General features: G+C 68.9%; 20 protein-coding genes and 1 pseudogene. 19 read left to right on the forward strand and 2 right to left on the reverse strand.

All coding sequences use genetic code 11. The features are described 5' to 3' along the window. The 12 genes and pseudogenes from MQH10_RS14205 to MQH10_RS14260 all read left to right on the forward strand — a co-directional run. On the forward strand, window positions 1-293 hold a 293-nt coding region (locus tag MQH10_RS14205; protein ID WP_242564692.1), incomplete at its 5' end, for an SPOR domain-containing protein. Beyond that, window positions 290-1306 (forward strand): beta-N-acetylhexosaminidase, encoded by a 1017-nt coding sequence (gene nagZ, locus MQH10_RS14210; RefSeq protein WP_242564693.1) that lies wholly within the window; start codon window positions 290-292, stop codon window positions 1304-1306. The genes MQH10_RS14205 and nagZ, both read left to right, overlap by 4 nt. Further along, window positions 1303-2139 carry a segregation and condensation protein A gene (locus MQH10_RS14215; protein WP_242564694.1) on the forward strand — a complete coding sequence of 279 codons (837 nt, stop codon included), beginning with the start codon at window positions 1303-1305 and terminating at the stop codon, window positions 2137-2139. Before nagZ ends, MQH10_RS14215 begins: the two co-directional genes overlap by 4 nt. A gap of 190 nt (window positions 2140-2329) precedes the next feature. Beyond that, a pseudogene (scpB, locus tag MQH10_RS14220) lies at window positions 2330-2979 on the forward strand (SMC-Scp complex subunit ScpB). Window positions 2980-3094: 115 nt separating this feature from the next. Then, a complete protein-coding gene (gene tatA, locus MQH10_RS14225; RefSeq protein ID WP_242564695.1) occupies window positions 3095-3319 on the forward strand; it encodes a twin-arginine translocase TatA/TatE family subunit in 225 nt (74 codons plus the stop codon). 71 nt (window positions 3320-3390) lie between these two features. Continuing rightward, the gene (gene tatB / locus MQH10_RS14230; protein WP_242564696.1) at window positions 3391-3984 is read left to right on the forward strand and encodes a Sec-independent protein translocase protein TatB; all 594 of its coding nucleotides are present in this window, start codon (window positions 3391-3393) and stop codon (window positions 3982-3984) included. Beyond that, window positions 3981-4952, forward strand: a complete 972-nt coding sequence (gene tatC / locus MQH10_RS14235) for a twin-arginine translocase subunit TatC (RefSeq protein ID WP_242564697.1) — start codon at window positions 3981-3983, stop codon at window positions 4950-4952. The genes tatB and tatC overlap by 4 nt, the downstream gene beginning before the upstream one ends. A 95-nt stretch (window positions 4953-5047) precedes the next feature. Then, a complete protein-coding gene (serS, locus tag MQH10_RS14240) occupies window positions 5048-6328 on the forward strand; it encodes a serine--tRNA ligase (protein WP_242564698.1) in 1281 nt (426 codons plus the stop codon). A 132-nt stretch (window positions 6329-6460) separates the two neighbouring features. Next, window positions 6461-7318: a 5'/3'-nucleotidase SurE gene (surE, locus tag MQH10_RS14245; protein ID WP_242564699.1), complete on the forward strand. Its 858-nt coding sequence runs from the start codon at window positions 6461-6463 to the stop codon at window positions 7316-7318. Then, complete coding sequence (locus tag MQH10_RS14250; protein WP_242564700.1) at window positions 7261-7929, forward strand: protein-L-isoaspartate(D-aspartate) O-methyltransferase; 669 nt, start codon at window positions 7261-7263, stop codon at window positions 7927-7929. Before surE ends, MQH10_RS14250 begins: the two co-directional genes overlap by 58 nt. A 210-nt stretch (window positions 7930-8139) precedes the next feature. Then, window positions 8140-9561, forward strand: a complete 1422-nt coding sequence (locus MQH10_RS14255) for a LysM peptidoglycan-binding domain-containing protein (RefSeq protein ID WP_242564701.1) — start codon at window positions 8140-8142, stop codon at window positions 9559-9561. After that, the gene (locus MQH10_RS14260; protein WP_242564702.1) at window positions 9558-10007 is read left to right on the forward strand and encodes a murein hydrolase activator EnvC family protein; all 450 of its coding nucleotides are present in this window, start codon (window positions 9558-9560) and stop codon (window positions 10005-10007) included. The genes MQH10_RS14255 and MQH10_RS14260 overlap by 4 nt, the downstream gene beginning before the upstream one ends. 85 nt (window positions 10008-10092) lie before the next feature. On the opposite strand, the gene MQH10_RS14265 is transcribed toward MQH10_RS14260, so the two are convergent. Beyond that, complete coding sequence (locus tag MQH10_RS14265) at window positions 10093-10932, reverse strand: ATP-binding protein (protein WP_242564703.1); 840 nt, start codon at window positions 10930-10932, stop codon at window positions 10093-10095. Between the two features lie 177 nt (window positions 10933-11109). Here MQH10_RS14265 and yajC point away from each other — a divergent pair, with 177 nt between their 5' ends. The 6 genes from yajC to MQH10_RS14295 all read left to right on the forward strand — a co-directional run bounded on the left by yajC (window position 11110) and on the right by MQH10_RS14295 (window position 15805). Next, window positions 11110-11403, forward strand: a complete 294-nt coding sequence (gene yajC / locus MQH10_RS14270) for a preprotein translocase subunit YajC (RefSeq protein ID WP_242564783.1) — start codon at window positions 11110-11112, stop codon at window positions 11401-11403. 25 nt (window positions 11404-11428) lie between these two features. After that, on the forward strand, window positions 11429-13024 hold the full coding sequence (secD, locus tag MQH10_RS14275) for a protein translocase subunit SecD (protein ID WP_242564704.1): 1596 nt from the start codon (window positions 11429-11431) through the stop codon (window positions 13022-13024). A 13-nt stretch (window positions 13025-13037) separates the two neighbouring features. Beyond that, window positions 13038-13982 carry a protein translocase subunit SecF gene (gene secF, locus MQH10_RS14280; RefSeq protein WP_242564705.1) on the forward strand — a complete coding sequence of 315 codons (945 nt, stop codon included), beginning with the start codon at window positions 13038-13040 and terminating at the stop codon, window positions 13980-13982. Window positions 13983-14061: 79 nt separating this feature from the next. Further along, window positions 14062-14343, forward strand: coding sequence for an MTH938/NDUFAF3 family protein (locus MQH10_RS14285; protein WP_242564706.1), 282 nt, complete (start codon window positions 14062-14064; stop codon window positions 14341-14343). A gap of 86 nt (window positions 14344-14429) precedes the next feature. Further along, a complete protein-coding gene (locus MQH10_RS14290) occupies window positions 14430-15035 on the forward strand; it encodes a urate hydroxylase PuuD (protein ID WP_242564707.1) in 606 nt (201 codons plus the stop codon). 62 nt (window positions 15036-15097) lie between these two features. Then, window positions 15098-15805 carry a squalene/phytoene synthase family protein gene (locus MQH10_RS14295; protein ID WP_242564708.1) on the forward strand — a complete coding sequence of 236 codons (708 nt, stop codon included), beginning with the start codon at window positions 15098-15100 and terminating at the stop codon, window positions 15803-15805. A gap of 1 nt (window position 15806) precedes the next feature. On the opposite strand, the gene trmFO is transcribed toward MQH10_RS14295, so the two are convergent. Next, a complete protein-coding gene (trmFO, locus tag MQH10_RS14300) occupies window positions 15807-17207 on the reverse strand; it encodes a methylenetetrahydrofolate--tRNA-(uracil(54)-C(5))-methyltransferase (FADH(2)-oxidizing) TrmFO (protein WP_242564709.1) in 1401 nt (466 codons plus the stop codon). A 131-nt stretch (window positions 17208-17338) separates the two neighbouring features. Here trmFO and MQH10_RS14305 point away from each other — a divergent pair, with 131 nt between their 5' ends. Then, window positions 17339-18253, forward strand: coding sequence for a hypothetical protein (locus tag MQH10_RS14305; protein ID WP_242564710.1), 915 nt, complete (start codon window positions 17339-17341; stop codon window positions 18251-18253). Window positions 18254-18257: the final 4 nt, after the last annotated feature.

Here is an 18257-nt window from a genome sequence, read left to right on the forward strand (position 1 = left end):
CGACCGCGCCCGCCAAGGCCGCCGCCGTCCCGGCCCCCGCGGCCGGCGCCACCGGCGCGGCCATGGTGCAGATCGGCGCCTTCTCGTCCCAGGCGCTCGCCGACAAGGGGTGGAACGACGCCGCCCGCATCGCGCCCGGCGCCGTCGCCGGCAAGGGCAAGAAGGTCGAGCCGATCCAGAAGGACGGCGCCACCCTCTACCGTACGGCCGTCACCGGCTTCGCCAGCCGCGCCGACGCCACCGCCTTCTGCGACAAGCTCAAGGCGGCGGGTAAGAACTGCTTCGTGAAGTGACGACCCACGCCGCCATCCTGGGATGCGCGGGTCAGGCCCTGACGGCCGAGGAGCGGGCGTTCTATCGGGACGTCCAGCCCTGGGGCTTCATCCTGTTCAAGCGCAATGTCGATGCGCCGGACCAGGTTCGGCGGCTGACCGATGACCTGCGCGCCTGCGTGGGCCGCGCCGACGCCCCCGTGCTGGTCGATCAGGAAGGCGGCCGCGTCCAGCGGCTCGGCCCGCCCCACTGGCGGCGCTATCCGCCCGGCCGGGCCTATGGCCTGCTGCCGGAGGAGGACGCCGCCGACATGGCGCGTCTCGGCGCCCGGCTCATGGCCCATGACCTCGCCGCCGTCGGGATCACCGTCGACTGCCTGCCCGTGCTCGACGTGCCCCAGGCCGGCGCCCATGACGTGATCGGCGACCGCGCCTACGCCGCCACGCCGGACCGGGTGGCCGAGCTGGGCCGCGCCGCCTGCGAGGGCCTGATCGAGGGCGGCGTCCTGCCGGTGATCAAGCATCTGCCGGGCCATGGCCGGGCCGGGGTCGACAGCCACATGAACCTGCCGGTGGTCGACGCCCCCTTGGCGGACTTGGAGGCCGTGGACTTCGCGCCCTTCAAGGCGCTCGCCGACATGCCGATGGCGATGACCTCGCACGTGGTCTACACGGCCGTCGACAGCCTGCACCCCGCCACCACCTCGCGCGCCGTCCACGACCAGGTGATCCGCGGCGCGATCGGCTTCGATGGGCTGGTGATGAGCGACGACCTGTCGATGAAGGCCCTGGGCGGCGGCTTCGAGAGCCGGGCGCGCAAGAGCCTCGCCGCCGGCTGCGACATCGTCCTGCACTGCAATGGCGACATGGACGAGATGAAGGCGGTGATCGCCGGCACGCGTCCCCTGGCCGGGCCCGCGGCCCGCCGGGCCCGTACCGCCCTGGCCCGCATCGCGACCCCGCCCGCGCCGTTCGACGTCGCCGCCGCGCGCCGGCGCTTCGACAAGGGCTTCGAAGGACGCTGGGCCCCATGAGCGACACCCGCAGCTTCCAGCCCAATCTCGACTTCGAGGCCGCCACCACCGCCGCCGACGACGGCGAGGCGCTGATCGTCGACCTGGACGGCTATGAAGGCCCGCTGCATGTGCTGCTGGCGCTGGCCCGCAGCCAGAAGGTCGACCTTCTGAAGCTGTCGGTGACCAAGCTCGCCGACCAGTACCTGACCTTCGTGCAGCAGGCCCGGCGCCTGCGGTTCTCGCTGGCCGCCGACTATCTGGTGATGGCCGCCTGGCTCGCCTATCTGAAGTCCCGCCTGCTGCTGCCCAAGCCCGAGCGGCCCAAGGCCGACGAGCCGCCGGCCGAGGAGATGGCCGCCCAGCTGGCCTTCCGACTCGCGAAGCTCGACGCCATGCGCAAGGCGGCCGAGGAACTGAAGGAACGGCCGCAGCTCGGCCGCGACGTCTTCCTGCGCGGCGACCCCGACGCCATCCAGGTCGTGCCGTCCGGCCGGCTGGAGGGCGATCTCTACGGCCTGATGAGCGCCTATATCGCCCAGCGCCGCAAGGAACAGGGCCGTCACTACACGCCGATGAGCCGCCACCAGGCCTATTCCCTGGAGGACGCCCGCGACCGCCTGCGCGAGATGCTGCCGGACATGTCCCGCTGGACCCCGCTCAGCGGCGTCGCGCCCCTGCCGGCCAGCTTCGCGCGGCCCTCGGGCGAGGCGGGTCCGAGCCGCGCCTCCTATGTCGCCTCCACCCTGTCGGCCAGCCTGGAGCTGGTGAAGGAAGGCGCGCTGGAGACCCGCCAGCTTGAGGCCTTCGCCGACATCTATCTGCGCGCCCGCCGCGCGGGGGCGGGCCTGTGATTTTCCAAAGCTCAGGCTGCTCCCCTACTGGGGGAGCTGGCGCGAAGCGCCTGAGGGGGCCGGCTGGCAGGCCGGTCTCGGTCAAGCCGCTGCATCCGCCTTGCGGCGGCCCCCTCCGTCTCGCCGCGACGCGGCGATCCACCTCCCCCAAGTCGCGCTTCGCGCTGGGGGAGGAGCTTGGAGGCATGCGATGAGCGACGCCACCCTGATCGAGCGCCAGATCGAGGCCTTGCTGTTCGCCGCCGCCGGCCCGCTCAGCCTGGACGACCTGGCCAAGCGCCTGCCGGAGGGCGCTTCGGTCGAGGCAGGGCTCGCCGCCCTCAAGACCCGCTACGAGGGCCGCGGCGTGGAGCTGGTCTGCGTGGCCGACCGCTGGCGGTTCCAGACGGCGCCCGACCTGTCGCACCTGATGACCGAGGAGCGTGACGAACCGCGTCGCCTCTCCAAGGCCGCCCAGGAGACGCTCGCCATCATCGCCTATCACCAGCCGGTGACCCGGGCCGAGATCGAGTCGGTGCGGGGCGTGCAGGCCAGCAAGGGCACGCTGGACGTGCTGCTGGAGCTGGGCCTAGTGCGCATGCGCGGCCGCCGGCGCACGCCGGGCCGGCCGGTCACCTACGGCACCACCGACGCCTTCCTGGAGCACTATGGTCTGGCCAGCCTGTCGGACCTGCCGGGCATGGCCGAGATGAAGGCCGCCGGCCTGCTCAGCCTGGATCTGCCGCCGGACTTCGCCATTCCCAATCCGGGCGGGGAGGGGCGGACGAAGACCCCCTCGACCTCGACGAGGCGGCCCCCGAATTCCACATCGATTTTCTCGGAACAGACGATCAGGCTTGAAGTCCGGCTCGCGTGAGCGGAGGGATGGCGGCAGGCGCGCCAAGTCTCTATATTGCGGCGCAACGGGCGGGCGCGCGGCCAGGGATGGCCGCCGACGTGAAGGAGTTGAGACGCCATGGGCGGTTTGAGTTGGGTTCACTGGGTCATCGTCATCGGCGTGGCCGCCCTGCTGTTCGGCGGCGGCGGCAAGCTGTCGGGACTGATGGGCGATGCGGCCAAGGGCATTCGCGCCTTCCGCGACGGTCTGAAGGGCGAGGACGAGGTGACCGACAAGTCGGCCGCCGCGACCACGACGCCGCTCCCGCGCACCGAGCGCGAGAAAGAAGAAGTCCGCAGCTGATCGGCTGCGTTCAACCAGGTTTCGCCCACGCCGGTCTCCCCGGCGTGGGTTTGCACGTTTAAGGCCAGCGCATGCTTCCCGAAGTCGGTGGGTCGGAACTGATCCTCATCGCCGTGGTCGCGCTGATCGTGGTGGGCCCCAAGGATCTGCCGCTGATGCTGCGCAAGCTCGGCCAGTTCGTCGCCAAGCTGCGCGGCATGGCCGCGGAGTTCCGGGCCAGTTTCGACGAGATGGCCCGCCAGTCCGAACTGGATGAGCTGCGCAAGGAGGTCGAGGCCATGCGCCGCGGCCAGACCTTCGACATGGCCGCCCGCGACGCCGCGGCCCAGGCGACGGGTCATGGCGACGTGAATCAGATCTTCAACGAGATCGGCGACAGCCTGAGCGGGTCGGGCGTCCAGTTCCATCCGCCGATGAGCCACCAGTCGGACGCCGAGTCCCTGGCGGTCGAGACGACCGCGCCCCAGATGACCCCGATCGAGCCGGCCCCTGCGCCGCCGCTTGAGATCACCGCGGCCAAGGTTCCCGCCAAGAAGGCCCCGGCCAAGCCGCGCGCGAAGCGCGCGCCGACCGTCGAGGGCGGGACCGATCAGGAGATCGGCTATATCGAGGCCCGCGCGCCGACCAAGCGCGCGCCGCGCAAGAAGTCGGGGACGGTCGCTTGAGTTCTTCCCACGACGACGAGATCGAGGCCTCCCGCGCGCCTCTGCTCGACCATCTCATTGAACTGCGTCAGCGGCTGATCATCTGCGTCGGCGCCCTGGCGGTGGGCTTCGCCATCTGCTTCGGCTTTTCCAAGCAGATCTATATCGCCCTGCTGCATCCCTTCGAGATCGCCGCCCAGCTGCTGGCGGCCCAGAAGCAGGCTCAGGCCGCCGGCGGCGAGCATCTCAACATGATCGAGAGCGCCAAGGTGTTCCTGCACCTGCGCCCGCCGCCCGCCCATCCCGCCCACGAGGGCGGCGCCTTCGACCTGCTGCTCGCCCTGGTGGGCCTGAAGGAGGTGCCGAGCGTGGCGGGGCAGGGGCTGAAGCTGGTCTTCACCGCCCCGCTGGAGTTCTTCTTCACCAAGCTGAAGCTGGCCGGCTTCGGCGCCGTGATCGTGACCTTCCCGGTCCTGGCCTGGCAGGTCTACGGCTTCGTGGCGCCCGGGCTCTACAAGAAGGAGCGGCATGCCTTTCTGCCGTTCCTGATCGCGTCCCCGACCCTGTTCGTGATGGGGGCGGCGCTCGTCTATTACATGATCCTGCCCTTCGTCCTGTGGTTCTCGCTCAGCCAACAGATCGTGGGCGCGGGCGCGATCTCGGTGGAGCTGCTGCCCAAGGTCTCGGACTATCTGTCCCTGGTCACGACCCTGCTGCTGGCCTTCGGTCTGTGCTTCCAGCTGCCGGTGGTCCTGGCCCTGCTGGGCATGGCCGGGCTGGTCAACGCCAAGATGCTGTCCGAGATGCGCCGCTACGCCATCGTCGGCATCTTCATCGTCGCCGCCGTGGTCACCCCGCCCGACCCGATCAGCCAGACCCTGCTCGCCGCCCCGATCATCCTGCTCTACGAGATTTCGATCTGGTGCGTGAAGCTGATCGAGTTCCGCCGCAAGCGCCGCGAAGCCGGCACGGATATCGTGCCGGTCTAGCGATCTGCGCGTGACGAAGGTTGGCGCCCCCGCCGACGCGCTCTAGAGAAAGCCGCTTATTCCCAACGGCCTGCGGGCCCCCTGGCGGCGAGATCATGCACGACATCCGAGCCCTTCGTGAAAACCCTGAGCTTTACGAGAAAGCATGGGCTGCGAAGGGCCGTTCGGGCGCCTCGTCGGAGGCCCTGAAGCTCGACGAAGCCCTGCGCGCCGCCCAGACCGCGCTGCAGACCGGCCAGAGCCGCCGTAACGAAGCCTCCAAGCTGATCGGCCAGGCCAAGGCCAAGAAGGACGAGGCGGAAGCCAGCCGCCTGATGGCCGAGGTCGAGGCGCTGAAGGGCGAGCTCGCCGCCAACACCGAGGCCGAGAAGGCCGCGACGGAGGCCCTGCGCGACCTGCTGGCCTCCCTGCCCAACCTGCCGGCGGCCGATGTGCCGGAAGGCGCGGACGAGGAGGGCAATGTCGAGGTGCGCCGCTGGGGCGAGCCCAACGCCATCGCCAACCCGAAGGACCACGTCGATCTCGGCGAAGCCCTGAAGCTGATGGACATTGAGGCGGCGGGCCGGATGAGCGGCGCCCGCTTCACGGTGCTGAAGGGCCAGCTGGCCCGGCTGGAGCGCGCGCTCGGTCAGTTCATGATCGACATGCAGACCCGCGAGCACGGCTATGTGGAGGTCTCGCCGCCGCTGCTGGTGCGCGACGACGCCATGTTCGGCACCGGCCAGCTGCCGAAGTTCGCCGAAGACCTGTTCCACACGACGGACGGCCGATGGCTGATCCCCACGGCCGAGGTCTCGCTGACCAATCTGGTCCGCGAACAGATCACGCCGGAGGAGGAGCTGCCGCTGCGCCTCACCGCGCTGACCCCCAGCTTCCGGTCCGAGGCCGGGGCGTCGGGGCGCGACACCCGCGGCATGATCCGCCAGCACCAGTTCTATAAGGTCGAGCTGGTCTCCATCACCACGCCCGACCAGAGCGAGGCCGAACACGAGCGGATGGTGGGGTGCGCTGAGGCCGTGCTGAAGGCGCTGCAGCTGCCCTTCCGCACCATGCTGCTGTGCAATGGCGACATGGGCTTCTCGGCCCGCAAGACCTACGACCTCGAGGTCTGGCTGCCGTCGCAAGGCAAGTATCGCGAGATCAGCTCCTGCTCCAATTGCGGGGACTTCCAGGCCCGGCGCATGGACGCGCGGACCAAGAAGGCCGGCGAGAAGGGCACCCAGTACGTCCACACCCTGAACGGCTCGGGCCTGGCCGTCGGCCGGACCCTGGTCGCCGTCATGGAGAACTATCAGGACGAGAAGGGCCGCATCGCCATTCCCCAGGCCCTGCACCCCTATCTGCCGGGGCTGACGCATATTGGCGGTGACCTGTGAGCCATAAGATTCCGCTCATCCCCGCGCGGGCGGGGACCCATGCTGAGTCAGCGGGCGTCAATGCGATCTTGCGTCCTTCGCGAACGCGGCTTGGATCCCCGCCTTCGCGGGGACGAGCGGGTTTGGTTTGATATGCGCATCCTCCTCACCAACGACGACGGCATCCATGCCGAGGGGCTTGAGGCGCTGGAGACCATCGCCCGGACGCTCACGGACGACATCTGGATCTGCGCGCCGGAATACGAGCAGTCGGGCGCCAGCCGGGCCTTGACCCTGTCGGACCCCATCCGCGTGCGCACCCTCGATCCCCGCCGTTTCGCCACCACCGGCACGCCGACGGACTGTGTGATGATGGCGGTGACCGAGCTGATGGGCGGCCTGCGCCCCGACCTGGTGCTGTCCGGCGTCAATCGCGGGGCCAACCTGGCCGAGGACGTCACCATGTCCGGCACGGTCGCCGGGGCCATCGAGGGCATGGCCCTGGGCGTGCCCTCCATCGCGCTCTCCCAGATGAGCTGGCCCATTCCCGGCCAGAGCTTTTCGGAGCACGACCTGTTCGCGCCGTCGGTCCATTTCGCCCCGGGCATCATCAAGAAGGTGATGGAGACCGGCTGGGCCAAGGACGTGATCCTCAACGTCAATTTCCCGGCCCGCCCGATCGCCGACATCACCGAGGTCGAGGTCACCCGCCAGACCTTCCGCGACATCCATGTCCGCCAGGCCGAGAAGCGCACCGACCTGCGCGGCCGCGACTATTACTGGATGGGCTTCCGCCAGGAGCGGTCCGTGCCCGCCGACGGCACCGATCTCAAGGCCATCTATGAGGGCCGCATCTCGGTGACGCCGCTCCATATCGACCTGACCCACCGCGAGACCCTGCATGCGCTCAAGGGCGTGCTGGGCGGCGCGCGCCCAAGGGGTAGACGATGCCCATGGCGGACAAGGACACCCCCGAGGCCGAGACGCCGGAGACCCGGCTGGCGCGCCTGATCCTCTCCCTGCGCAAGCAGGGGGTGACGGACCCGGGCGTGCTGGCCGCCATCGAGTCCACGCCCCGCGACCTGTTCACGCCCGATCTGTTCCAGGAGCGCGCCTGGGAGGACCAGGCCCTGCCCATCGCCTGCGGCCAGACCATCAGCCAGCCGTTCATCGTCGGCCTGATGACCCAGGCCCTGAAGATCGAGCCCCGGTCGCGGGTGCTGGAGATCGGCACCGGCTCCGGCTACCAGACCACGATCCTCTCCAAGCTCTCGCGGCTGGTCTACACGGTGGAGCGCTACCGCACCCTGATGCAGGAGGCCGAGGCGCGCTTTAAGACGCTCGGTCTCACCAATGTGATCACCCGGTTCGGCGATGGCGGCCTGGGCTGGCCCGAACAGGCGCCTTTTGACCGCATTCTCGTCACAGCCGCGGCGCCTGATGAGCCGAAAGCCCTGCTTTCGCAACTCAAACCCAACGGAATCCTGGTCGCCCCGATCGGCCGGGGGCCGGTTCAGACGCTCAAACGCTATACCGGCGATGGGCATGGAGGCTTCGACATCGAGCTGATGACGGAGGTTCGGTTCGTGCCGCTGCTGGACGGGGTGGCGCGCGAGCTCTGACGGTCCGTCCGAATGTTACGCGTTTGTGGGTTGGCGCTGGCGTCACGCTTAACCCATCATAAACCCTGACGCCTCGACTGAGTCCCGTGGACGTCCTCGGCAGGGAGCTTCTCCCGTCCGCCGAGACGCCCAAGTTGAAATTCGCGCTCCTGTCCGACCGCCGGCCCCCCCGCCGACGCGCCGTCCAGGGACGCCTCCCGCGGAGCGGCGATGACGCTTTATCCTTCCCGACTGGTCCTGATCCTCCTGGCGGCGAGCGCGCTGACGGCGTGCAGCACCTATGAGCCCTTCGCCGATCAGCCCACCGAGCCGGCGCGACCCAATTTCCCGATCCGCACGCCGGCCCAGACCCCGGACCAGAGCGCGCCCCAGGCGCTGCCCCAGGACACGACGCCCGCGCCCCAGGCCAGCCCACTGCCGCCCGTGGAGAGCCGTCCCCTCGACGCGCCCGCCGCGCCGGCGCCCTCGACCTATCAGCCCCAGGCGCCGGCCTACCAGCCGCCCGCCTATCAGCCCCCGGCCTATCAGCCGCCGCCGCCGGTCATGCAGACGGTCACCAAGCTGACCGTGACCGGCAAGGTCGTCACGATCGGCGGCCCGCCCAAGACCCACAAGGTGAAGTCCGGCGACAATCTCGACGCCATCGCCCGCGACCTCGGCACCACCCGCAAGCAGCTGGCCGAGGACAACGACCTCAAGTCGCCCTTCCGCATCCATCCCGGCGACGTGCTGAAGGGCCCGTCCACCGAGGCCAAGGCCTATGTGGTGGGCCAGGGCGACACGCTCTACGCCATCGCCAAGCGGTTCAATGTCACCGGCCAGGCGCTCGCCGACGCCAACGATATCTCGATCCACACCCCGCTGAACGCGGGCAAGAAGCTGATCCTGCCTGACGGCTACAAGGACAAGGGCCCGATCAAGGTCGAGACCCAGGTCCAGATCGCCGGCGGCCCCTCGGCGCCGCGCCCGACCTCGCCGGCCCAGACCTATCCCTCGCAGACCTATCCCTCGACGCCGCAGCCTGGGCCGGAGACGCGGCCCTATACGCCGCCGCCCGAGCCGGCGCGGCCGACCAGCGTCACCACCACGACCACCAAGCTCAGCGTCACCGGCAAGGTGGTGGAGATCGAGGGCCCGCCCGCGATCCACGTGGTCGAAAAGGGCGATGCGGTCGACGCCATCGCCCGCGGCTTCGACATGACCCGCCAGGAGTTCGTGAAGCTCAACAAGCTCAAGGAACCCTACAACATCCATCCGGGCGACAAGCTCAAGGGCCCGCCGCAGACGCTCAAGGCCTATGTGGTGGGGCAGGGCGACACCCTGGCCCTGATCGCCAAGCGCTTCAACGTCACGCCCAAGGCGCTCGCCGCCGAAAACGACATGAAGCCGACCGCCGCGCTCAAGCCCGGCAAGAAGCTGACCCTGCCAGACGGCTTCAAGGACAAGGGCCCGATCAAGGAGACGATCAAGACCGTCACCGAGACCCCGGCGCCGAACAATTCCTATACGCCGCCGCCCTATACGCCACCGCCCTACACGCCGCCTCAGACCCAGCCCCAGCTGCCGTCCCAGCCCCGGCCCTATACGCCGGGCCCGACGACGCCCCGGCCGGGTCCTCGACCCCTGCGGTGATCCCGCCGTCGGCCTCGGAGCTGACCGAGTCCCAGATCTCGGCCCTCGGCCGTGGCCGCTTCCAGTGGCCCCTCCGCGGCGACATCATCTCGGACTTCGGGCCCAAGGGCACCGGCCAGCGCAATGACGGGATCAATATCCGCGCCCGCGCCGGCGACGCCGTCCGCTCGGCCGCGGCCGGCGACGTCGTCTATGCCGGGGACCAGGTGCCGGGCTTCGGCAACCTGGTGCTGATCAAGCACGCCGACGGCTGGGTCACGGCCTATGGCCATCTGGCCCGGGTCGACGTGAAGATGCAGCAGAAGGTGGTCCAGGGTCAGCAGATCGGCCAGGCGGGCGCCAGCGGCGGGGTCAGCGAACCCCAGCTGCACTTCGAGGTCCGCTATGCGCCGTCCGCCAACGAACGCGCCAAGCCGGTCGACCCGCAGCTGGTTTTGGCTAAATAACGGAATAACAACATAAATATTCCCACGCTCTCCATTTTTGGAGGGCGTGGGGAATACCTGTTCAAGAAGTGGGTGAAGACCCCGGCTACAGCGGCAGGTCCTTGCCCAGTTCGCCGGCCAGGTCGCGGATGAACTGCCAGGCCACCCGGCCGGAGCGGCCGCCGCGCAGCTGCGACCACTGCAGGGCCCGGCGCTCCAGGTCGGCGACGATCAGGTCATAGCGGCGCGCATAGGCCTCGACGGCCTCCAGATAGGTCGGCTGGTCCATGGGCGGGAAGCCGATCCACAGGCCGAAGCGGTCGGAGACGCTGATCTCCTCCTCGGCGTCCTCGGCCGTGGCGATCAGGCCGCGATCCTCCGAATGGCCCCGCGGCATCAGGTGGCGGCGGTTCGACGTCGCCACGAACAGCACATTGGCCGGCGGACCTGAGACGCCGCCCTCCAGGGCCGACTTGAGCGCCTTGGCCGCCGCCGCCCCGTCCTCGAAGGACAGGTCGTCGCACAGCACCACGAAGCGCTCGGGCCGCGCGCGCAGCAGGTCGAACAGCGGGGGCAGGGCGGTCACCTGGTCGCGGTCGACCTCGACCAGCTTCAGGTCGGGGCGGCCCGCGACCACGGCCATGAAGGCGGCCTTGGAAATCGAGCTCTTGCCCGTGCCGCGCACGCCCCACAGGAGGACGTGATTGGCGGGCCGCCCCTCGGCGAACCGCTCCAGGTTCTTCAGGAACTGGGTCTTCTGCCGCTCCACCCCCACAAGCGAGTCGAGGGGCAGGGGATAGTCCGGCGCCGCCACGAAGCCGCCCGTGGCCGGGTCATGACGAAAAAGTCGCGCCGCCTCGAAGCTTGGCCGGGGCGGCGGGGCCGGGGCCAGGCGCTCCAGGGCGTCGGCGATCCGGTCGAGGGTCGATTTCAGCGGGTGTTCCATGGCGCTGCTGCTTAGCGGCAGGCAGGTTCCATTGCAAAACGGAGGGCGAACGCATAGCTTCCGCCGACTTGAAAAACGGGCCCGTCGCGGCGCCCGTCCCCGTGCTTCGGAGAGGCCATGTTCGCCACCCCCGCTTTTGCTCAGACCGCAGCCGGCGCCGCCGGCGCTGGAGGGCTTATGGAACAGCTGGGGCCGATGCTGCCCCTCGTCGCCATGGTCGTGCTGTTCTACTTCCTGATGATCCGCCCTCAGCAACAGCGGGCCAAGCAGCATCAGGCCACGCTCGCGGCCCTGAAGCGCAATGACACGGTCGTCCTGAACTCCGGCGTGATCGGCAAGGTCGTGCGGGTTGAAGACAAGGAAGTCGGCCTCGAGATCGCCACCGGCGTCACCGTCAAGGTGGTGAAGGGCATGATCGCCGAGGTCCGGGTGCGCGGCGAACCCGCCCCGGCCAACGACTCCAAAGCCTGACCCGCACCACGCAAGGCCCCCCTAGATGATCGCTCCCTCCCGCTGGAAGACGATCGCCGTGGTGATTTCGATCATCTTCGGCGTTCTGTTCACCCTGCCGAACGTTCTCCCGCAGAACATGCGAGACGCCCTGCCGGGTTTCCTGCCGAAGAAGACGCTCAACCTGGGGCTCGACCTCCAGGGGGGCTCCTATCTGCTGCTTGAGGTCGACACCAAGGCGCTGCGCGCCGAGAAGCTGACCAACCTCATCGAGGACACCCGCACCACCCTGACCGAAGCCGGCATCGACTTCAGCGGTCTGGGCCAGGCGCAGGGCGTCGTCTCGGCGCGGATCACCGACCCGACCAAGATGACCGACGCGCTCAACGCCGTCCGCAAGGGCGTCGGCTCGCAGATGAAGACCGGCGGTCGCGACGTGACCGTCAGCGCCGGCCCGAACCAGACCGTGCAGATCGCCCTGGTCGAGCAGGCGATGAACGCGGAGGCGGGCAAGGCGGTCGACCAGTCGATCGAGATCATCCGCCGCCGGATCGACGCGCTCGGCACCAAGGAGCCGGCGATCCAGCGCCAGGGCGTCGATCGCATCGCGATCCAGGCGCCGGGCGAGAGCGACCCCGAGAAGCTCAAGAACATCATCGGCCAGACCGCGAAGCTGACCTTCCAGATGGTCGACGACTCGGTCACCCCCGCCGAGGCCGCCCAGGGGCGCACACCCCCCGGCTCGGTCGTCCTGCCCAGCGGCGACGACTATGCGCCGGCCTATGTGGTCAAGAAGCGCGCCCTTGTGACCGGCGAGATGCTGACCGACGCTTATCAGGTGTTCGACCAGCAGTCGGGCGGCGCCGCCGTCCACTTCCAGTTCAACAGCCAGGGCGCCAAGCGCTTCGGCGACGCGACCATCAACGGCATCGGCAAGCGCTTCGCCATCGTCCTCGACGGCAAGGTGATCTCGGCGCCGGTCATCAACAGCGCGATCACCGGCGGCTCCGGCCAGATCACCGGCAACTTCACGCCGGAAAGCGCCAACAACCTGGCCATCCTGCTGCGGGCCGGCGCGCTGCCCGCGCCCCTGATCCCGGAACAGCAGTCGACGGTGGGCTCCGAGCTCGGCGCCGACGCCATCAAGGCCGGGGCCATCTCGCTGGCCATCGGCGGCGGGGCGATCCTGGTGTTCATCGTGCTGGCCTACGGCCTGTTCGGGGTGTTCGCGGCCATCGCCCTCATCGTCAACGTGCTGCTGATCTTCGGCTTCATGTCGATGACCCAGAGCACCCTGACCTTCCCGGGCATCGCCGGCCTGATCCTGACGCTCGCCGTCGCCGTCGACGCCAACGTGCTGATCTATGAGCGCGTCCGCGACGAGGCCCATGCCGGGCGAACTCCGCTGGCGGCCCTGGAACACGGCTATCAGCGGGCTCTGGTCTCGATCATCGACGCCAACATCACCAGCGCCATCTCGGCCCTGATCATGATGAGCTTCGGCTCCGGCCCGATCCGCGGCTTCGCCATCACCCTCCTGACCGGTGTCGTGACCTCCGTGTTCACCGCCGTCGTCATCACCCAACTGCTCATCGGCTTCTGGTATCGCGCCACCAAGCCGAAGACGCTGCCGATCGTTTAGAGGCTTACCGACCATGGCCTGGCCCCTGATCCGTACGCTCCCCCGGGAGTTCCATTTCAACTTCGTGGGCCTGGCCCCCTTTGCGGCGATCTTCTCCGCCCTGCTGATCATCGGCTCGGGCGTGTCCTTCGCCATGCAGGGGATGAACCTCGGCATCGACTTCGTCGGCGGCACCCTGATCGAGGTGCAGACCCAAGGCCCCGCGCCCATCGCCCAGCTGCGGGCGACCCTGTCGCGCGTCGGCGGCGAGGACGCTCAGGTCCAGGGTCTAGGCGGGCCCAACGGCGCCATGCTCCGCTTCCGGCCGCATGAGGGCGTCAGCGCCATCGATTCCACCGACACGGTGAAGCGCGAACTGGCCAAGACCTTCCCGGGCATCCAGTTCAAGCAGGTCCAGACCGTCGGGGCCAAGGTCTCCGGCGAGCTGATGAAGTCCGGCTTCATGGCGCTCGGCATCGCGCTCCTGCTGATGCTCGGCTACATCTGGTTCCGCTTCCAGCTGCAGTTCGGCCTGGGCGCGGTCGTGGCCGTGCTCCACGACGTGCTGCTGACGCTCGGTCTGTTGTCGGTGATGCAGCTGGAGTTCTCCATGACCTCCATCGCCGCCCTGCTGACGGTCATCGGCTACTCGATGAACGAGAAGGTCATCACCTTCGACCGGCTTCGCGAGAACCTGCGCAAGTACAAGACCACCCCGCTCGGCGAGGTGATCAACAAGTCCGAGAACGAGCGTCTGTCGCGGACCCTGATCACCGGCACCACGGCCATCCTGGCGCTCTCCGGCGCCCTGTTCCTCGGCGGCCCGGTGCTTTTCCCCCTGGTCTTCACCATGGTGTTCGGCATCATCATCGGTACCTATTCGTCGATCTATGTCGCCCTGCCGATCATCCTGCTGTGGGGTGTGAAGCGCGGCGACGAGGAAGCCACGCCCCTGAAGCCGGCCAACGCCCGGCCCTGATCATGGCCCGCAACGCCCCGTCGGTGGACGCCTATGGCGACGGCGGCTTCCGCCTGTCGGCGCCCGCCATGACGGGTCGGTGCTGATTCTTCAGGATGAGGCGCGGCCCTGGCCGGTGCGGAGCCTCGCCGAGCTTACGCCCGAGCAATTCGCCGAGGTGATCGGCCTGGGCGCCCGCGAGGTCGAGTTCGTGCTGCTGGGGGTAGGGCAGGTCAACGCCCAGCCGCCGCGGGCCGTGCGCGAGGCCCTGGCCCGGGCGGGCATCGGTCTGGAGTTCATGGACACGCCGACGGCGGCCCGGACCTACAACCTGCTCACCGCCGAGGGGCGGCGTCTGGCAGCGGCCCTGATCGCCATCTGATATCGCCTATCAAGCGCGGCTTCCCGCCTCAGCCGAAACGCCCTATAGCTTGGCCCACAGGGCAGGACACTTTTGAGGGCGCATACATGGCCGGTCTACTTTCCAACCTTCGCAACACCATCATCGTGAGCTCGATCCTCGCGCTCATCATGATCGCGGGCTACCTCTCCCATAACGGGGCGGCCGACGCGATCTTCTTCCAGGGCGTCTTCCGCTTCCTGCACGTGCTGTGCGGGATCATGTGGATCGGCCTCCTGTATTACTTCAACTTCGTGCAGATCCCCCAGATGGCCCAGATCCCGGCCGAGCTGAAGCCGGCGGTCTCCAAGTTCATCGCCCCCGCGGCGCTGTTCTGGTTCCGCTGGGCGGCGCTGTTCACCTGGGTCGCCGGGATCATCCTGGCGCTGAACCGCGGCTATCTGGTCCAGGCGCTGACGCTCGGCGCGCTGGAGGGCTTCTCGGTGCCGCAGCACACCTTCATCGGCGTCGGCATGTGGCTGGCGACCGTGATGTTCTTCAACGTCTGGGTCTTCATCTGGCCGAACCAGAAGATCGCGCTCGGCATCGTTGACGGCGACGCGGACGCCAAGGCCAAGGCCGGCCGCACCGCGATGCTGTTCTCGCGGACCAACACCCTGCTTTCGATCCCGATGCTGGTCACCATGACCATGAACCAGACCATCTTCGGCTGATCCGAATTCCAGGCTAGAACCGGAAGGCCCGCCCCAACCGGCGGGCCTTTTGCTTTTCAGACATGACCGACGCATCCCCCGACGCCATCCTCGCCGTGGAAGACCTCGACGCCCAGCTGAAGCGGGTCGATCCCGACCGCTGGCTGTCCAGCCGCTTCATCGCCGACGCCCAGGCCCGCGCCGATGTGGTGGCGCTCTACGCCTATGACCATGAACTTGCCCGCGCGCCGAAGGTCGCCAGCAATCCGCTGCTCGGCGAGATCCGCCTGACCTGGTGGCGCGAGGTGCTGGACGAAGTGTTCGAGGCTCGTCCCGTACGCCATCACCCGGTCGCCCAGGCCTTGGCCGAGGTCATCCGCCGCCATGACCTGCCGCGCGCGCCGCTGGAGGCGATGATCGACGCCCGCTATCGCGAACTCGACGCCAAGCCCATGGACCTCGCTGAGGCCCTGGACTGGGCGCGGGACACGGGTGGGGCGACCGCCGGGCTGGCCGCCAGGATCCTGCAGGCCGACAGCGACACGGCGCGCGCCCAGGCCGGCGGCGAGGCCTGGGCCATCGGGCGGCTCATGGGCACGGCGGGGCTGACGGGGGCCGAAGCTGACGCGGCCCTGCGCAAGGCGCTCGCCGGGGCCAAGGGACTGTCCGTCGCGGCCTTTCCGGCCATCGCCCACGCCACCCTGGCCCGGGTGAGGGCCAAGGGCGGACGGCCCACCGATCTCGGCGCCCAGGCTCGCGTGCTCTGGGCGGTGGTGACCGGACGGGTCTGACCTACTCGGCGGCCAGAGCCGGCGGGCCCTCGACCCAGGCGGCGAGGTCGGCGAGCGCGCGTTCGCCCACCGCCAGCTTCTTGTTGCGGCCCTTTTCCTTGGCGCCCAGGCGGCGGCCGTCGGCGTCGCGCTTGGCGACCTCCATCGGCGGGATCAGGCCGTAATTGATGTTCATCGGCTGGAAGCTGCCCTTGCCGCCCTCCAGGTGGCCGCCGGTGATATGGCCGATCAGGGCGCCCAGCGCCGTGGTCGGCGGGGGAGGGGCGATCGGCTTGCCCATGCGCTCGGCCGCGGCGAAGCGCCCGGCCAGCAGGCCGACGGCGGCGCTCTCCACATAGCCCTCGACCCCGGTGACCTGGCCGGCGAAACGCAGGCGGGGGTCGGCCTTCAGGCGCAGCTGGGCGTCCAGCAGGCGGGGGCTGTTCAGGAAGGTGTTGCGGTGCAGGCCGCCCAGGCGGGCGAACACGGCCTTCTCCAGGCCCGGGATCATGCGGAAGATCTCGGTCTGGGCGCTGTGCTTCAGCTTGGTCTGGAAGCCGACCATGTTCCAAAGGGTGCCGAGCGCATTGTCCTGGCGCAGCTGGACGATGGCATAGGCCTTTTCCTGCGGATTGTGCTCGTTGGTCAGGCCGACCGGCTTCATCGGGCCGTGGCGCAGGGTCTCGCGGCCGCGCTCGGCCATCACCTCGATCGGCAGGCAGCCGTCGAAATAGGGGACGTGCTCCCAGTCCTTGAACTCGGCCTTGGGGCCGGCCAGCAGGGCGTCGATGAACGCCTCGTACTGATCCTTGTCCATCGGGCAGTTGATATAGGCCGCCGCGTCGCCGCCGGGGCCTTCCTTGTCATAGCGCGACTGGCGCCAGGCCACGCCCATGTCGATGGACTCGAAGTTCACGATCGGGGCGATGGCGTCGAAGAAGCTGAGCTGGCCTTCGCCGGTCAGCTGCAGGATGGCGTCGGCGAGCGCCGGAGAGGTGAGGGGGCCGGTGGCGACCACCACGCTGTCCCACTCGGCCGGCGGCAGGCCGGCGATTTCCTCGCGCTGGATGGTCACCAGGGGGTGGGCCTCCAGCCGGGCGGTGACCTCGGCGGCGAAGCCCTCGCGGTCGACGGCCAGAGCGCCGCCGGCCGGCACCTGGTGCTGGTCGCCCGCCGACATGATGATCGAGCCCAGGCGGCGCATCTCGGCGTGCAGCAGGCCGACCGCATTGGCGGTCCAGTCGTCGGCCCGGAAGGAGTTGGAACAGACCAGCTCGGCCAGGGACCCCGTCTGGTGGGCGTCGGTGCCGCGGACGGGGCGCATCTCGTGCAGGATGACCGGGACGCCGGACTGGGCGATCTGCCAGGCGGATTCCGAACCGGCCAGGCCGCCGCCGATGACATGAATGGGTGTGATGCTCATGCGTGGCTAACTAGCAACGATCCGCGCACTTCGCGAGGGAGGCCTTGCGGGCGAAGGGGCGCGGACCCTAATTTCGCATCCGAAGCAGCGGCCGACTCGTTGATCGTTCCAAAGTCGGCCAGGAAATTGAAATGACCACCCTGTCGGCGACCGATGTCGCCCTCGAAGGTTTCCGTGTCACCCGCGAGAACCCTCGGACCTTCCTGATCTGGAGCGGGTTCTCCTTTGCGGTCAGCATTGTCGGCGGGCTGCTCACCATTTCATTGGGCGACGAGGCGCGCGCCGCATTCGGGGTGATCAGCGGCAAGGAACAGCCGGACCTCAACGGCCTGTGGAAGGCGGTTGAGACCCTGAGCCCCCTCCTGATCATGGGGCTGGTGGTCCAGTGCATGACGGTGGCGGCGGTCTATCGCATCGTCCTGCGCCACGCCGACCATGGGTTCGGCTATCTGAAGCTCGGCATGGACGAGGTGCGGCTGATCCTGCTCACCCTGATCTATGTGGTGATCGGCATGGTGCTGCTGACCATGGTCTCGATCGCCGCGGCCCTTGTGGCGCTGGCGGCCTCGGTGGCGGGCCAGCAGGCCGCCATTCTGGTGGGCCTGGCGACGGAACTCTTCGCCATGGGGCTCCTGGCCTACATCGCCGTGCGCCTGTCGCTCGCCCCGGCCATCACCTTCGCCGAGAACCGCCTGGCGATCTTCGATTCCTGGCGCATCACCCGCGGCCATGCCTGGACCCTGGCCGGGGCCTATGTGCTGGCCATCGCCTGCATGGTGGTGGTGATGCTGCTGGCCATGACCATCTTCGCGGCGGTGGCGGCCTTGCTGAACGGCGGCGACATGCAGGCCGTGGGTAAGGCGCTCAGCCCGGACCAGAGCTCGCTCTCCGCCTATTTCACGCCCTTCACCATCGGCTATCTGGTGTTCGCCGCCCCGCTGTCGGCGGTCTGGTACACCGTCGTCGCCGCGCCGGCCGCCGTCGCCTATCAGGTCCTGTCCGGCCGTCCGCCGGAGATCGACGAAGCCGCCCCGGCGTCCGCCTAGGCCC

Source organism: Phenylobacterium aquaticum, from assembly GCF_022695515.1.
Taxonomy (GTDB): Bacteria; Pseudomonadota; Alphaproteobacteria; order Caulobacterales; family Caulobacteraceae; genus Phenylobacterium; species Phenylobacterium aquaticum.

What these genes read in the sequence shown, in the direction of transcription:
- MQH10_RS14265 (WP_242564703.1), bottom strand. Translation starts at nt 10,932, where the DNA reads ATGGAACACCCGCTGAAATCGACCCTCGACCGGATCGCCGACGCCCTG.
- MQH10_RS14215 (WP_242564694.1), top strand. Translation starts at nt 1,303, where the DNA reads ATGAGCGACACCCGCAGCTTCCAGCCCAATCTCGACTTCGAGGCCGCC.
- MQH10_RS14290 (WP_242564707.1), top strand. Translation starts at nt 14,430, where the DNA reads ATGGCCGGTCTACTTTCCAACCTTCGCAACACCATCATCGTGAGCTCG.
- MQH10_RS14255 (WP_242564701.1), top strand. Translation starts at nt 8,140, where the DNA reads ATGACGCTTTATCCTTCCCGACTGGTCCTGATCCTCCTGGCGGCGAGC.
- surE (WP_242564699.1), top strand. Translation starts at nt 6,461, where the DNA reads ATGCGCATCCTCCTCACCAACGACGACGGCATCCATGCCGAGGGGCTT.
- MQH10_RS14250 (WP_242564700.1), top strand. Translation starts at nt 7,261, where the DNA reads ATGGCGGACAAGGACACCCCCGAGGCCGAGACGCCGGAGACCCGGCTG.
- tatB (WP_242564696.1), top strand. Translation starts at nt 3,391, where the DNA reads ATGCTTCCCGAAGTCGGTGGGTCGGAACTGATCCTCATCGCCGTGGTC.
- MQH10_RS14305 (WP_242564710.1), top strand. Translation starts at nt 17,339, where the DNA reads ATGACCACCCTGTCGGCGACCGATGTCGCCCTCGAAGGTTTCCGTGTC.
- yajC (WP_242564783.1), top strand. Translation starts at nt 11,110, where the DNA reads ATGGAACAGCTGGGGCCGATGCTGCCCCTCGTCGCCATGGTCGTGCTG.
- secF (WP_242564705.1), top strand. Translation starts at nt 13,038, where the DNA reads ATGGCCTGGCCCCTGATCCGTACGCTCCCCCGGGAGTTCCATTTCAAC.
- trmFO (WP_242564709.1), bottom strand. Translation starts at nt 17,207, where the DNA reads ATGAGCATCACACCCATTCATGTCATCGGCGGCGGCCTGGCCGGTTCG.
- serS (WP_242564698.1), top strand. Translation starts at nt 5,048, where the DNA reads ATGCACGACATCCGAGCCCTTCGTGAAAACCCTGAGCTTTACGAGAAA.
- secD (WP_242564704.1), top strand. Translation starts at nt 11,429, where the DNA reads ATGATCGCTCCCTCCCGCTGGAAGACGATCGCCGTGGTGATTTCGATC.
- tatA (WP_242564695.1), top strand. Translation starts at nt 3,095, where the DNA reads ATGGGCGGTTTGAGTTGGGTTCACTGGGTCATCGTCATCGGCGTGGCC.
- MQH10_RS14295 (WP_242564708.1), top strand. Translation starts at nt 15,098, where the DNA reads ATGACCGACGCATCCCCCGACGCCATCCTCGCCGTGGAAGACCTCGAC.